The organism is Burkholderia sp. YHN3-13 (assembly GCF_055810675.1).
This window is the reverse complement of sequence record NZ_JBVVNQ010000003.1, coordinates 686,832-699,726: the sequence shown is the minus strand read 5'-3', so window position 1 is coordinate 699,726 and position 12,895 is coordinate 686,832. Positions and strand designations below refer to the sequence as shown.

Annotated in this window: 10 protein-coding genes and 1 pseudogene; 3 read left to right on the top strand and 8 right to left on the bottom strand. The window is 67.9% G+C overall.

Translation table 11 applies throughout. From position 1 onward, the window contains the following. Nucleotides 1-377 (top strand): annotated as a pseudogene (locus AC0KUR_RS11410) (hypothetical protein); the annotation flags it as partial. Between the two features lie 236 nt (nt 378-613). Next, entirely contained in the window at nt 614-1,051 is a 438-nt protein-coding gene (locus AC0KUR_RS11405; protein ID WP_226194352.1) for an ATPase, read from the top strand. Between the two features lie 173 nt (nt 1,052-1,224). Here the strand turns inward: AC0KUR_RS11405 and AC0KUR_RS11400 are convergent, their stop codons facing one another. The 6 genes from AC0KUR_RS11400 to AC0KUR_RS11375 all read right to left on the bottom strand — a co-directional run bounded on the left by AC0KUR_RS11400 (nt 1,225) and on the right by AC0KUR_RS11375 (nt 9,306). Further along, the gene (locus tag AC0KUR_RS11400) at nt 1,225-1,911 is read right to left on the bottom strand and encodes a DUF429 domain-containing protein (RefSeq protein WP_226252504.1); all 687 of its coding nucleotides are present in this window, start codon (nt 1,909-1,911) and stop codon (nt 1,225-1,227) included. A gap of 9 nt (nt 1,912-1,920) precedes the next feature. Further along, complete coding sequence (locus AC0KUR_RS11395) at nt 1,921-2,445, bottom strand: HD domain-containing protein (protein WP_034191123.1); 525 nt, start codon at nt 2,443-2,445, stop codon at nt 1,921-1,923. A gap of 122 nt (nt 2,446-2,567) precedes the next feature. Then, a complete protein-coding gene (locus tag AC0KUR_RS11390; RefSeq protein ID WP_473375897.1) occupies nt 2,568-6,038 on the bottom strand; it encodes an ATP-binding protein in 3,471 nt (1,156 codons plus the stop codon). A gap of 3 nt (nt 6,039-6,041) precedes the next feature. Continuing rightward, a complete protein-coding gene (locus AC0KUR_RS11385) occupies nt 6,042-7,292 on the bottom strand; it encodes a metallophosphoesterase family protein (protein WP_069704957.1) in 1,251 nt (416 codons plus the stop codon). 435 nt (nt 7,293-7,727) lie between these two features. Continuing rightward, complete coding sequence (locus AC0KUR_RS11380; RefSeq protein WP_473375896.1) at nt 7,728-8,513, bottom strand: hypothetical protein; 786 nt, start codon at nt 8,511-8,513, stop codon at nt 7,728-7,730. Between the two features lie 250 nt (nt 8,514-8,763). Beyond that, nucleotides 8,764-9,306 carry a hypothetical protein gene (locus AC0KUR_RS11375; RefSeq protein WP_473375895.1) on the bottom strand — a complete coding sequence of 181 codons (543 nt, stop codon included), beginning with the start codon at nt 9,304-9,306 and terminating at the stop codon, nt 8,764-8,766. A gap of 196 nt (nt 9,307-9,502) precedes the next feature. Here AC0KUR_RS11375 and AC0KUR_RS11370 point away from each other — a divergent pair, with 196 nt between their 5' ends. Continuing rightward, nucleotides 9,503-9,661: a hypothetical protein gene (locus tag AC0KUR_RS11370; protein WP_176730030.1), complete on the top strand. Its 159-nt coding sequence runs from the start codon at nt 9,503-9,505 to the stop codon at nt 9,659-9,661. Between the two features lie 52 nt (nt 9,662-9,713). On the opposite strand, the gene AC0KUR_RS11365 is transcribed toward AC0KUR_RS11370, so the two are convergent. Next, nucleotides 9,714-11,699 carry a gamma-glutamyltransferase family protein gene (locus tag AC0KUR_RS11365; RefSeq protein ID WP_034191118.1) on the bottom strand — a complete coding sequence of 662 codons (1,986 nt, stop codon included), beginning with the start codon at nt 11,697-11,699 and terminating at the stop codon, nt 9,714-9,716. A gap of 205 nt (nt 11,700-11,904) precedes the next feature. Further along, a complete protein-coding gene (locus tag AC0KUR_RS11360; RefSeq protein WP_473375894.1) occupies nt 11,905-12,861 on the bottom strand; it encodes a LysR family transcriptional regulator in 957 nt (318 codons plus the stop codon). Nucleotides 12,862-12,895: the final 34 nt, after the last annotated feature.

Sequence of the window (12,895 nt, the reverse complement as noted above, 5' to 3'; positions counted from 1 at the left end):
GAACCGGTCGCTCACTCAAAGCTGACAGGAATATGAATCACTTCATAAACCTGACTTACTTTAGTGTGAGACTCTTGATACTTTCGCTATCTGATCCGAGGATCAGCTCGCTGCCATCAAGCGCCCACACTTATCGGCTGTTAATTTTTAAAGAGCAATCTGCGAGGAACATCGTGTTTCCCGGCAGCGCTGCGTTTTCAGCAGCAGAGAAGCGAGATTATGAACCGTGTTTCGCAGTTCGTCAACAACTTTTTGCACTACATCGTTGCGACCGCGGGGCTCAACTTCCGTACCGCCGAGGCCGTTCCCGCCAAGCCTCAACCGCACTGCTTCCCTTCCTTCCGCGCCGCGTTTCCGTGAGCGCGAAAGAGGCGTGATTCTATGCACCTCGCGCCGCCCGCGCAAGCCCCTTGTGAAAAAAGTTGGAAAAAGCCCCCGTGCGTTGCCGCGCACGGGGGCTGGGGGTTCGACGGGCCTGAATCGCAACGCGAGCGGTTCGCTACAGCTATGACGTATGCCCGTCTTTCCCCCTATATGGAACGCAGCGGAACGGACAAGGAACCTGGCGCTGTCGAGTATCATGCCGCGACCGAACCACGCACCCCTATCGACGATGGACAGCACGACTCAATCCGGCGACGCCGATCTTCGCGACGAATATGCGGCGCTGCGCGAACGCGCCATCCTGCTGGAAGAACAAACGCCAGCGCTTCTCCAACGCATCTCGGATGTATTGCCTCGGATCAGCGGCGAATCCGAACTGGCGGACGAGCATCGCGAGCGGCTCGTCGGCGCGCGTAACGCGGCGATGGTCTCGATCGAGAACTATCAGCAGGCGATTCCTTTCCTGCAGACAGCCGATTCGATCATCGAACAACTGGACAAGACGCCAGCGCGCGATGAAGACATCGAGTGGCGCGAATCGCTGCTGCAACGGCTCGACGAGCTGATCGACGTCGCGGTCGTGATGATCAACGACGCCGAAGACTATTTCGATCAGGCGCAAGCCTGCGACCTGTCCAGCGTGCCGAAGTCCATCCTCGAGGACTGAATGGTGCCGCCGGGGATCGCGCGGCGCACCGGCTTCATGCCGTGCGCGCCGGCCATCCCGATGTTGGTCGGTCGACACGCAATGCCTACGGCATCGGCGCCGGGAAGACCGCCCCTCTCCCGCAAAAGCTCACCTTGTCGTGGCAACCGCCCCACAGTCGCCACGTGCCGCCGCTATAGCGAGTCGAGCACGATCGCCTCGCTCACGATCGGCACGCGGATGTAACCGCCCTCCGTGTCACCATACGCATATGCGTTCCCGTCGATCACGTATTGCGCGGTCAACGCGCAAAGGGTTGCGTCTCGCGCATCAACGGAGCGCAGCATCGACACGTCGATCCCCAGCCGCTCCAGCAATTGCAGGCGCTGGGTACGCTTCTGCTTCGCCGACGCCACCGCCTTGCCCAGCATCGCGCAGGTAATCGCATACGGATAGGTCTCGAAACTCGCACGACCACCCGCATAGTGCACACCGGTCAGCAATGGATAGGTATCCGCCAGCGCGCGGTACACGCGTTCCCCGATGAACATCCAGTCGAAGAAGCCCGACGTGCTTGAAACGGCCTGCTCCCGCGACGGTGTCGGAAAACACGAGATCCGTTCGCAGGCGAGCGCCTGTTCGGCCGCCCGGCGGCCGACGCCTGGCCACCACACGCTCGGCGCGTCGACGCCGACGGCCACGACGTCATGGGCAACACACAGCGCGGGTATCGCCTCGGGGGCAATCCGCGCTTCGCGGCAGACGACCGTCGACCCGCGCAGGATCACGAGATCGCACAGCTTCTTGTCGCCCCCGACGTCGACACCCGCCACGGCGGGCACCTGTCGCGCGGCGGATGCGACGGATCGAGCCGATACCATGCCGGAACTTCAGTCCGCCGGCCGCGCGCCGTACGCGGTGTCGAAGATCGCCTCGAGACCGGGATGCACGCCGCGCATCGGGTCGACGACCGACTTCGCCCAGTCGAAATACGCCTGCTTGCGCTCGAGCGGCCAGTCCGCGGGCGGATGCCGCGCGATGTCGCGCAGGTTGCAGATCTTGTCGGCGAGCTTCACGAGCTTCGCTCGCCGGCTGATGGTCGACGCGTGCTCGATCTGCAGGCGCTTGCGCTCCTCCTTCGGCAACGACTTGTCGTCGGTGACCTCCATCACGATGTCCGCCACGTCCTTGCCGAACAGCCGCAGCAGTTCCTGCTCGGTCGTCTCCGTGTCCTCGACCGTGTCGTGCAGCACGGCCGCGACGATCACGCGCTCGTCCTCGATACCGGCTTCGTTGGCCAGCACGTCGGCAAGTGCGATCGGATGATTGATGTACGGTGATGCCTCTTCGTCCTTGCGACGCTGATTGCGATGCTTGTCCGCCGCGAACGCGATGGCGGCTACCAGCTTTTTCATATTTTCCCCTCGTGTGGCCAGACCCGCGACCGGTTGTCCCGGTCCCGTGCGTTTCGGAACCGCTCATACTACCTGCACGCGATGCCCCTTCCCGTGTACCGGCATCGCGGCACGCCCGCGCATCACGCGCCGGCCGGCGCGCGCTGCAACTCGACCACATTGACCCGCGCGCCGAAGACGTCCCGCACGAGCGGCAACAGGTGGTCGTGGTGCGTCAGGAACAGCACCTGGGTTCGCGTCGACAGATCGCGCAGCGCATCGAGTCCGGCCTTCGCGCGCGCATCGTCGAAATTGATGAACAGATCGTCGGCGACGAACGGCAGCGCGATGCGGCTGCCGAGCTGCAGCTCCAGCGCCGCAATCCGCAGCGCGAGGAACAACTGGTCGCGCGTGCCTTCGCTCAGCCCGGCGACCTCGACCGACGCGCCCTTCGTACGCCGCGCATACAGCGCAGGCGGCGTCCGTTCGGTGTCGACGGTCAGCTTCGCGAATTCGCCGAGCGTGAGCCCCGCGAAGATCTCGCCCGCGCGCCTGAGCATCGGCCCCTGCTTCTGGTCGCGATAGCGATCCGTCGCCCACTTCAGCAAGCGGCTCGCGGTGGCCGCCTCCAGATACTGTTCGGCCGCATCGCCCATCGCCGCCAGCGCTTCCTGCCGTTTCGACTCGGCGACGGCCGCATTCGCCTGGCCGTCGATCGCGCCGAACGCCTGGTCGGCCACGACCTGCTGCTGCGACAGCTCGTTCAGCCGCTTGCCGACATCGCCGAGCGACTGCTTCACCGCTTCGAGATGCGCCGGTACGTCGGCGATGTCCTGCTCCGCGACCTCGGCTTCGACGGCGGACCGGGAAAGACCGTCGCCATCGCGCACCAATGCCTCGTGCGCGGCCTCGACCGCCTGCCGAAGCTGACGCTGACGATCCGAGCGCTCGGCCAGCGGCAGCGCCGCGTCGATCGACGCGACGCCGGCCAGTTGAAGCAACGGCTGGATTCGTGCATCCGCACCGGCCACCGCGGCGGCCGCGTCCGCGACCTTGCCGTCGGCGTGCCGCACGGCCTCGTCGGCACGGTCGATCGCACGCGCGATTTCCCGGGCGGCCGCGAGGCGCATCGTCAGCCGGCGCGCCACGTCCGGCCAGTCGCCGCTCGCCAGCCATTCCGGCGCGAGCGCTTCCGCAAGCCGCCGCGCGCCGGCCTCGAGCGCGGCCAGCTCCGCGCGGATCGCGGCGATCCGGTTGCGCGGCGCGTCGGCATCGGCCAGTTCGGCCGTCACCGTATTCGCGAGCGTAAGCGCCCCTTCCGCCGCGGCCAGCGTCGTCGCGCTCGCGGACAGTTTCGCGTCGGCCAGCGCGTCGCGCCACTGCGCTTGCCACGCGTCGTAAGCCGTTTGCGCGTGGCCGGCCCGCGATTGCGCGGTCGCGCATCCGCGTTCGGCTTCCCGCGCACGGTCTTCCAGGCTATCCTGCTGCGCGATCGCTTTCTCGGCCGACTGTACGAAGGCCTCGGCAATCGCGACGAGCGCCGCCAGGCCGTCCGGCTCGCCACCTCGCGATACCGTGCGCAACGCCGCGCGCAGCGCGGCTTCCGCGCCGTCCCGGGCCGCACGCAGCGCGTCGAATTCGCGGCGCTGGCGGTCGAGATCCGCCTGCGCGGCGAACACCGTTTCGCGCTTCGCGAGCCAGTCGCCCATCGCCGCCAGCGACATGCCGGGCACCGCGGCTCTCGCCGCGAGTGCGGCCCACGCGTCGCGATGCGCGGCCAGCTCGCGCTCGCGTTCGTCCAGCGCGGCCTGCCTGCGTGCCGCGCCCGCACGCGCGGACTCGACCTGCTGACGCAGCGATTGCAACGTCGCCGCGGCCTGCGTCGCGCCGAGCTGTGCATCGACGAGTTCGTCGGCGAGGCGAATCGCGTCGTCGACCGCCGGTGCGCCCGCGGCGAGATCGACCGCGCCATTGCGGATGTCGCCCCACGCGCCATCGCGCCGCGCGCGCGCCGCCAGCACGTCGGCGGTCGTGACGACCTTGTGGTTCTCCGCGAAATGCTTCTCCTGCAGTTCGAGCCGCTCGAACTCCTCGAGCGCGCTGTCCCGCGCATCACGTGCCGCGGCGGCCGCGCTCGCGTACTCGCCGTCTTCCTTCAGCAGCGCGCCGAGCCGCGCCGCCGACGGCACGTCGAGCGCGCGCAGCGTGTCGACCGGCATGCGCCACTGGCCAAGCGCATCGAGCGCACCCGACAGCGTGCGTTCGGCGGCCGCGATCTCGTGCGCCAGCGCCTGCTCGCGCTGACCGCTGTTGCGAAAGGCTTGCGCGTCGGCCAGCGCCGCGCGCAGCGCCTCCGGCACGTCGACGGTCGACAGTCGCGCCTGTTGTTCCCGCACCTGCGCAAGCTCGCGCGTGCGTTCGTCGAGCGACTCGCGCGCGCCGGCGAGCGCCTGGTGCAGCGCGCCGTGCTCTCGCAGCAGGTTCGTCACCGTCTTCAGCGACAGCGCCGTCGGCAGCGACGCACGCAGCGACGCTTCGTTCGTCGGCCAGTCGAGCTGGGCCGCCGCCGCGCACGCGGCGGACACATGCCGCTCGACATCCGCGCCGAGCAACAGCAAATCCTGCGCGTGATTCATGCACGTGCCGCGCAACCGATCGAGCGCTTCGATATCGGCGTCGAGCGCCAGCGTGTCGGCGTCCGCATCGATCGCCTCGCGCGCCTGCCGTTTCGCGAGCAGGTCGGCGCGACGTTCTTCGAGCACCTTCTGCTCGGCCGCGAGATCGCCCTGCGCCTTCAGCAGATCGGCATACGCGGTCGGCGGCAACTCGACGACCGCACCCAGTTCGGCCAGCGCCGCATCCTTGACCGTCAGCTCCTTCAGGTATGGCGCAAGCCGACGGACGCGTTCGAGCTTCGAGCGCAGCGTTTCGAGCCGGCGCTGTTCCGCGCGCGCCTGCTCGATCTGCTGCTCGACCGCTTCGCGCGCGTCCTTGCGATCGACCCAGTCGCGCGTGCGGACCTGGACCGTCTTCAGTTCGGTCACGGCTTCGTTGAACGACGTCTCGGCCAGCGCAAACGCGCTGCCGCTCCGGCGCGGCGCCCACAGCTCGAGCGCGCGCGCGTCGAGCTCCTCGCGCACCGGCCCGAGACTGCCGACACCGGCAGCCGATTCGAACAACACCTGGCCGAGCTTGTCGGAAGCATCGAGAATGCTCCGGCCTCCATCGATCAGCCGTCCGTGATCGAGCCCGAACATCTGCTCGAAGAACTCACGCGTCGCACCGTCGAGGATCGCCGCCAGATAGTCGTCGGGCAGCTTGTCGTCGCCGGGCGTGCGCAGCGAACTGCGCCCGCGCGCACGGTGGAACACGAGTTCGCTCGTACCGCTCTCCAGCACGCCGCCGATCCGCAGCTCGGGCGTGCTGTGCAGGAAATCGAGCGGCGTCTGCAGCTTCATCCCGAACAGCAGCTCGGATACGGCCGTGCGGATCGTCGACTTGCCGGCCTCGTTCGGCCCGACGATCACGTGAAAATCCTCGCGGGCCGGCGGGAACCGCAGCGTCTCGTCGGTGAACTTGCCGTACTTGATCAGATCGAGCTGGCTGATGCGCATCGCTTACTCCCCCCTCGCCAGCCGCGCGAGCAACGCGGGCCCGACCTGCTCGACCAGCGCCGTCAGTTCACCGGCGCGCGCCATCGTCAGCAACGGCACCTCCTCCTTCACGTCGCTGCGTACCTTGCCGACGAACGGCTTCAGGTCGCGTTCGAGCAGCGCGAGGAAATCCGGATCGTGCGCGGCATCGGCGAGGATCTGCTTCAGATCCTCCAGCGCTTCGAGCTGCTCGCTTTCGCCAGGCTGGTGATCGGCGGCGGACGTCGCGAGCCGGACCTTCTCGAGCCACAGCCGCTCGTTGCCGATGATGCCGATCTGGTTGAGCACCTCCGCGCGCAACTGCGGCGCGCGGCCGAAAAAGAGGCCGTGCGCGGGCGTGCGCCCCGTGACCGTCACGCGCACCGCGCGCGGCACGTGGCCGTCGACGGTCAGCAGCGCCTCCAGCGACTGGCCGATCTTTCTCGACAAATCGGCGACCGACAGGCAATCGGACGCGTCGACCGACACGGCTTCCCAGCGCAGCACGTCCAGATACAGGCGCTCGACCTGCGTGCGGCCTTGCTCAACCGTCACGAGCACCGCGCCGCGCCGGCCCGTCTCGCGGATGTGGCGCCCCTGGAGGTTGCCGGGAAACACGACGGTGGACGGCCCCGTCCATTGCTGGAACTCGTGCACGTGGCCGAGCGCCCAGTAGTCGTAGCCCTTCGCGTGCAGTTCGGCCAGCGTGCACGGCGCGTAGTTCGCGTGCGCGGCATACCCTTCCAGCGCCGTGTGCAACACGCCGATGTTGTAGTAGCCGGGTACCGGATCCGGATAGCCGAGCGCGAGGTTGTCGACGACGGCCTTGTCCTTGAAGCTCTGCCCGTGCAGCGCGACGTCGAATTCGGGCAGCTTGACGGTTTCCGGCTTGCGGTGGCCGAACACGGTGACGTTGTCGGGCAGCGTCAGCTTCTTCGTCATCTCGCTTTCGGCATCGTGGTTGCCGCCGAGCACGAACGCGCGGATGCCGGCCTTGCGCAGGCGCCCCATCTGCTGGCCGAAGAAGATGCCCGTGTTGTGATCCTTCCAGTCGCCGTCGTACAGGTCGCCCGCGATCACGAGGAACGCGACGTCCTCTTCGATCGCACGATCCACGAGTTGCCGCAGCGCCTCGCGCGACGCGTTGCGCAACTGCGCGGCCGGCGCGTCGGGGTACGCGCTCAGGCCGTGCAACGGGCTGTCAAGGTGAATGTCTGCCGCGTGGATGAACTTCACGAAGGTTCCTCTGTTTCATGGCGAAGGGCGACGCCGCTCGCACGGGCCCGTGCCGTCAATCGTCGTCCCGCCAGCCGCCGGGCCTGCCGCGTGACGTAAGGCGCGTGCCGGACCGGATCATGCGGCCCGTTGCAAGCGGGTCGGGATGGTACCTGAAAGCGGGTAACGACAAGACGTTATCCGTCGGTCCGGATGGCCGGGAAGCACGCGATACCGGTGCGAACCGACATTGTGCCGCAGCACGAGCGAGCGACGGCGAAACCGCGCCGCCGCAGAACGGCCCGCTCACGAAACGATGGCCGCGCAATCGTCCGATAGAGGCGATTGGGCCTTGGATCGTGTTTCGGGAGATACGAAACGGCAACTGCGTTGAACGGGCAGCCGGAAAACGCGCTGGATCGCCCCGCGTGCGTCGCGACGCATGCGGGCACCCGACTACATGCCGTTACTCGCCGCGCGGAACGGGCGGCGGCGCATAGCGGTTGTCGTTGCCGGGGAACGGATTCGCGTTGCGGCGCAGCGCTTCCTCGTCGTCGTCTTCTGCGCGAACAGCGCAACGCCGATCACGCCGACGTTCGCGGCATCGCCGTACTTCGAGTTCGCGACGTAGCTGTCGGGCACGGCGGCAAAGCGGAACGCGGCGACTTCGTCGCGGCTCTTGCGAAAACCCTCGATCGTCAGCGTGCGGCCCGGATACAGCACGTAGCCGCCGTTCGTATAGCTGCCCGGCCGGCCCGACAGCACGTCGAGGCCGTCGACCGTCGACACGACTTCGAACGTGCGGCGCCCCTGGTTGCGCAGCACGATGATGTAGCGCGAACCCTCGACGCCCGCCATGTGCCAGCGGCCGTTGTTGCGCGCGAGCCGCAGCGGCGCGCCCTTTTCGTCGATGAATGACAGCGCGATGTCGCCATTGGCGAGCGCGACGCGGGTCGGCAGCCGGCGAACCTGCGAGGCCGGTGGATGGCCGGGCAGCGCATCGTTGTAGTAGACCGACGCGAGATACGTCGGCTTGGCCGGATCCGCGCGTTCGAATTCGACCTGGCGGGTTTCGGATCGCACCGACTCGCCCCACGCGGTGCCGAGCCCGCGGCGTTCGCCGGCGTCCGGTGCGGCGGGGGACGCGGCGGCGCTGGCGGACGACGGAGGCGGAGGCGGCGCCGCGCAGGCGGCCAGCCAGAGCACGCAGGCAAGCGCGAAAAGACGGAACAGGATGGTCATGACGTGATGCCTCGGAATGTTATCGGACCGCGCCGGGGTGGCCGACGCGGCGTTTTGGTGTCGTCTGTCGTCACGATGTCGATCGGACATGCTTGCCCTGGTCGACCGGCATCGCCGTCGCGGCGGGCCCGCAACCGGGAGCCTCGCTATTTAAGCATGGCGGGCCGGCAATGGGCAGGGGCCGCGCGCGCCAACAAAAAAAGCCCGGCCCGCATCGAAGCGGGCCGGGCCTTGACGAAACGCGTGCTGCTTACAGCGCGCCGCCTTGCGCCGACGCCGAACCCTTCACGCCGACCGATGCGCCGCCTTGCACTGCGTTAGCCGTGCCTTCGAGCGCCTCGCCGGCCTTCGCCTTCGCGCCACCCGCGACGTCGCCTGCCGTCGACATCGCGCCTTGCGCATGGCTCTTCACCGAACCGGCGACGCGCTTCACGTGCGACTTCGTCGAGTGGACTGCCGATGCCGCCGCATCCTTCGCCGTACCGGCTGCGGAACCGACCGCCTGCGTCGCGCCGCCGACCGCATTGCCGGCTGCCGAGCCGACGCCGCCGACCGTCTTGCCGACGCCGTTCAGCGCGCCGCCAACCACGTTGCCTGCGCCCGAACCCGAGCCCGCCGCATTCGCGCCGGCGCCGGCCTGCACGCCCACGCCGCCGCCGAGCAGCGGCGTCTGGACCTGTGCGCCGACGCCAGCAGAACCCTGTGCGCCGGTTTGGGCCGTCTGTGCAAATGCAGCCGACGTCGCCATCGCCGTCAGAGCGGCACCCAGCAGGATCGTACGAATCTTGTTCATGGTCATTCTCCCCAAAGACGTTGTTGCTGCGGGCCGCCTTCGTGCGGCTTGTCGCATGCCTCACCGCGAAGTGCGGCAGGTGGGGCTAATGTAGCGGCGCCGGCGTGCAAAACGATTGAATTGCGGGGACTGTTACTTCGGTTGCAAATGCTGACGATTGACTCACACTGTTTGACAATCGAGGGCTCGCAGCGGGATGGACACCCTATTCGTCGGCGAACGTGAGCGGCGCTCCGCCTGGGTGATTCGCCCGATCGCCACGCATCGTCCCACCCGGCTGGTGAAGCGGCCAGCCTATTTCATCAGCATTCCGAACGATGTGCATTGCTCGGCCATCCATGCGGCCTCGCCATGAAAAACGGCCCCGACCGCCCGTCGGCGGACCGGGGCCGTACGCACTCACCCAGTTACGGCCGGAACGTATCGCCGAGCACGACGCCTTCGCGACGCGGATCGGTACCGCCCTGCAACGCCGGCGACTGGCCGACCGTCACGCGCATCACCGTATTGACGCCGCTCGCCTGCGCCGACGTCGACACCTTGTGCCCGAGCGCGAGCAACCCCGTGATCAGCGGATCGTTCGCACCGTTGTTCGCCGTGTTGACGTTCGGATGCTCGCCGCCGATCGTGGTCGTCGGGCTGTTGCTCGCGCCGAAATCGACGAGCCCCGCGGACTGCTGCGCGTCGAGCCCCCAGTCGAGCGCGCCGACGAGCGTCTTGACCACGTATTGCGGAATCGTGCCGCCGCCCGGCGAACCGGTCGCCATCACGAAATCGCCGCGCGAGCCGTCGGCGGCCTGCCCGAACACGATCGTCGGCGCCATCGAGCTGCGCGGCCGCTTGCCCGGCTGCAGCCGGTTGGCCACCGGATTGCCGGACGTGTCGACCGGGTTCGCGGAGAAGTCGGTCAGCTGGTTGTTCAGCAGGAAGCCGTTGGTCATGTGGAACGAGCCCATGCTCGACTCGACCGTCGTCGTCGCGCTCAGCACGTTGCCGTCGCCGTCGACGATCGTGAACTGGTTCGTGCCGTGCTCGATCAGCGTCGTGTCGACACCGAGCGGCACTGCACCGAGATTGCCCGGCTGGGCGGTCCCCATGCTCTTGGTCGTGTCGATCAGCGCCGCGCGCGACTTCAGGTACGGCTTGTTCAGCAACGTGTCCCACGTGCCGCCGGGCAGCGGCACGAAATCCGTATCGGCCACGTACTTGTCGCGGTCGGCATACGCGAGCCGCTCGGCCTCGGTGACGAGATGCACGCCCGCGACGGTCGGCTTGCCGCCTTCGAGATCGATCGCGGTCGGCTTCAGCGACTTCAGGTCGAAATTCTCGAGAATGCCGAGCGCCGACGCGACCGCGATGCCGCCCGACGACGGCGGCGGCATCCCGCACACCCAGTAGCTGCGATAGGTCGTGCACACCGGTACGCGACGCTTCGCCTGATAGGCGGCCAGATCCGCGACGGTCGTCTTGCCCGGCGTGAGCGTCGAGCCGTCCGCACCCTTCGTCACCGCGATCTTCGCGACGATGTCCTGTGCGATCTGCCCGGTGTACAGCGCATTCGCACCTGACTGCGCCATCAGCGCCAGCGTGCGCGCGTACGCGGGGTTCTTCAGGACCGTGCCGAGCGTCTTCGGCGAACCGTCGGCGTTCAGGAAGTACGCGGCGGCCTCGGGATCGCGCTTCAGGTTCGTGGCGTTCGCCGCGATCGCGTCGGCGAGCCGGCCGCCGATCGGAAAGCCGTTGGTCGCGAGCGTGATCGCATCGCCGAACAGGTTCTGCCACGGCAGGCGGCCGTGATCCTGTTGCAGCGCCTCGATGAGCCGCGGCACGCCGATCGTGCCGATCGAGCGGCCGCTCGCGCGCGCGTTCGGCTGCGGCGCGGAATGGTCGGTCGCGTCGTCGACGTAACGCAGGTAGTTTTCCGTCGCGGCGGCCGGCGCGGTTTCGCGGCCGTCGTAGGCCTGCAGCGTCTTGCCGCGGGCATCGTAGTAGAGCAGCACGCCGCCCGATCCAAGGCCCGTCGCCTCGGGCACCGTCAGGCCGAGCACGGCCTGCACGGCGACCGCCGCATCGGCGGCCGTGCCGCCCTTCTTCAGCACCGCGCAGCCGGCCGCGCTCGCGTACGCGTTCGACGTGGCCACGAGGTAGGTCTTCGCGTAGACCGGTTTCATCCCGGTGCGATAACCCGACGACGCTTCCGGCAGCGACGGATCGCCCGGCTGGTTCGACCCGACCACGACCGTCGCACCGCTGTTGTCGACCGCGAGGCAGCTGGTGTCGGCTGAAGGTGTCGTCGCGTGACCCGCGTCGTTCTCGACGTCGCCGCCGCATGCGGTCAGCAGCGCGGCCGCGAGCAATACAGAGGCATACGGAAAAATCGCTGTTCTGTTCATTGTTCGTCGATGTTCTTTTAGAGCGTTGCGATGGGCATCACGCTGCCTGCGACCCCCTCGGTGCGCGGGCAACGCGTTCGATAGTCCCATGAACAATTTTCTTTCCGCAACAAGGAAATGACGCAATGCGGCCGATCGTTGCACGTACAACGCCACCGAACCGGCTTGCCGGCCATTTGCTGCACTGCGTCGCGACGTGGCTTCGTTACGTTGCCGTCCGGCGACGCTTGCCGACCACGCGGCCATCACGCGCGAAACCGTGCTCCATCGCTTCGATCGCTTCCGAGAAAAACTCGAGAAACATCGTCATCGCGACAGTCGCGCTCATGTCCGCGCGCTGGTAGATGCAGCTGAACGAACGCGCGCCCGCATCGGCGAGCGGCGTCCACGCGAGCCGGCCGGCCGCGACGTCGTCCGCGACGTTCTCCGCGATCAGGAAGCCGATGCCGGCCCCTTCGGCCGCGAGTCGCCGCACCATCGACACCGAACCCGTCTCGACCAGCGGCCGCGCGTTGCGCGGCTGTCGCGCATCTATCTGGTCGAACATCGCGCGCAGCTCCGTGTCGGGTGTCATCAGGAGCAGCGGATGGGCGAAGCAGTCGCGCATCCGCACCTTGCCGCCGGACAACGCCAGCGGATGGCCAGGTGCCGTGACGACACCCAGCGGCTGCGCGAACGCGCGCACCTCGACGACGCTCGCCGCCGTGCGCCGGCGCAGCGCATAGCCGATGTCGGCCTCGCCCGTCTCGACCCAGCGCACGATGCTCTCGCCGTTTCCCGAGCGCACGCTGTACGTGACGCCGGGATAGCGCTGCATCGCGGCCAGGATCGCGTCGGGCACGAGCTTCTCGGCCGTCGATGCGGGCACGGCCAGGTTCACGTGCCCGCGCCGCAGCGCGCGCAAATCCTCGACCTGCGTCAGCGCGTTGTCGAAGTCGCGCTGGCCGCGCCGCACGGCGGCGATCACGATCTCGCCGGCGAGCGTCAGCTGCATGCCGCGCGGCAGCCGGTCGAACAGCGGCACGCCGACCTGCTCCTCGAGATTGCGGATCTGCTGGTGCACGGCCGCGGCGGTCAGGTGCAGCGCGTCGGCTGCCTTGCGAATCGAGCCGCGCCGGGCGACCTCGTCGAAACAGCGGAATGTCTGCGATATCGAACGCATGAATGGACCGTTAGATTTTTCCGAACACGCCGTC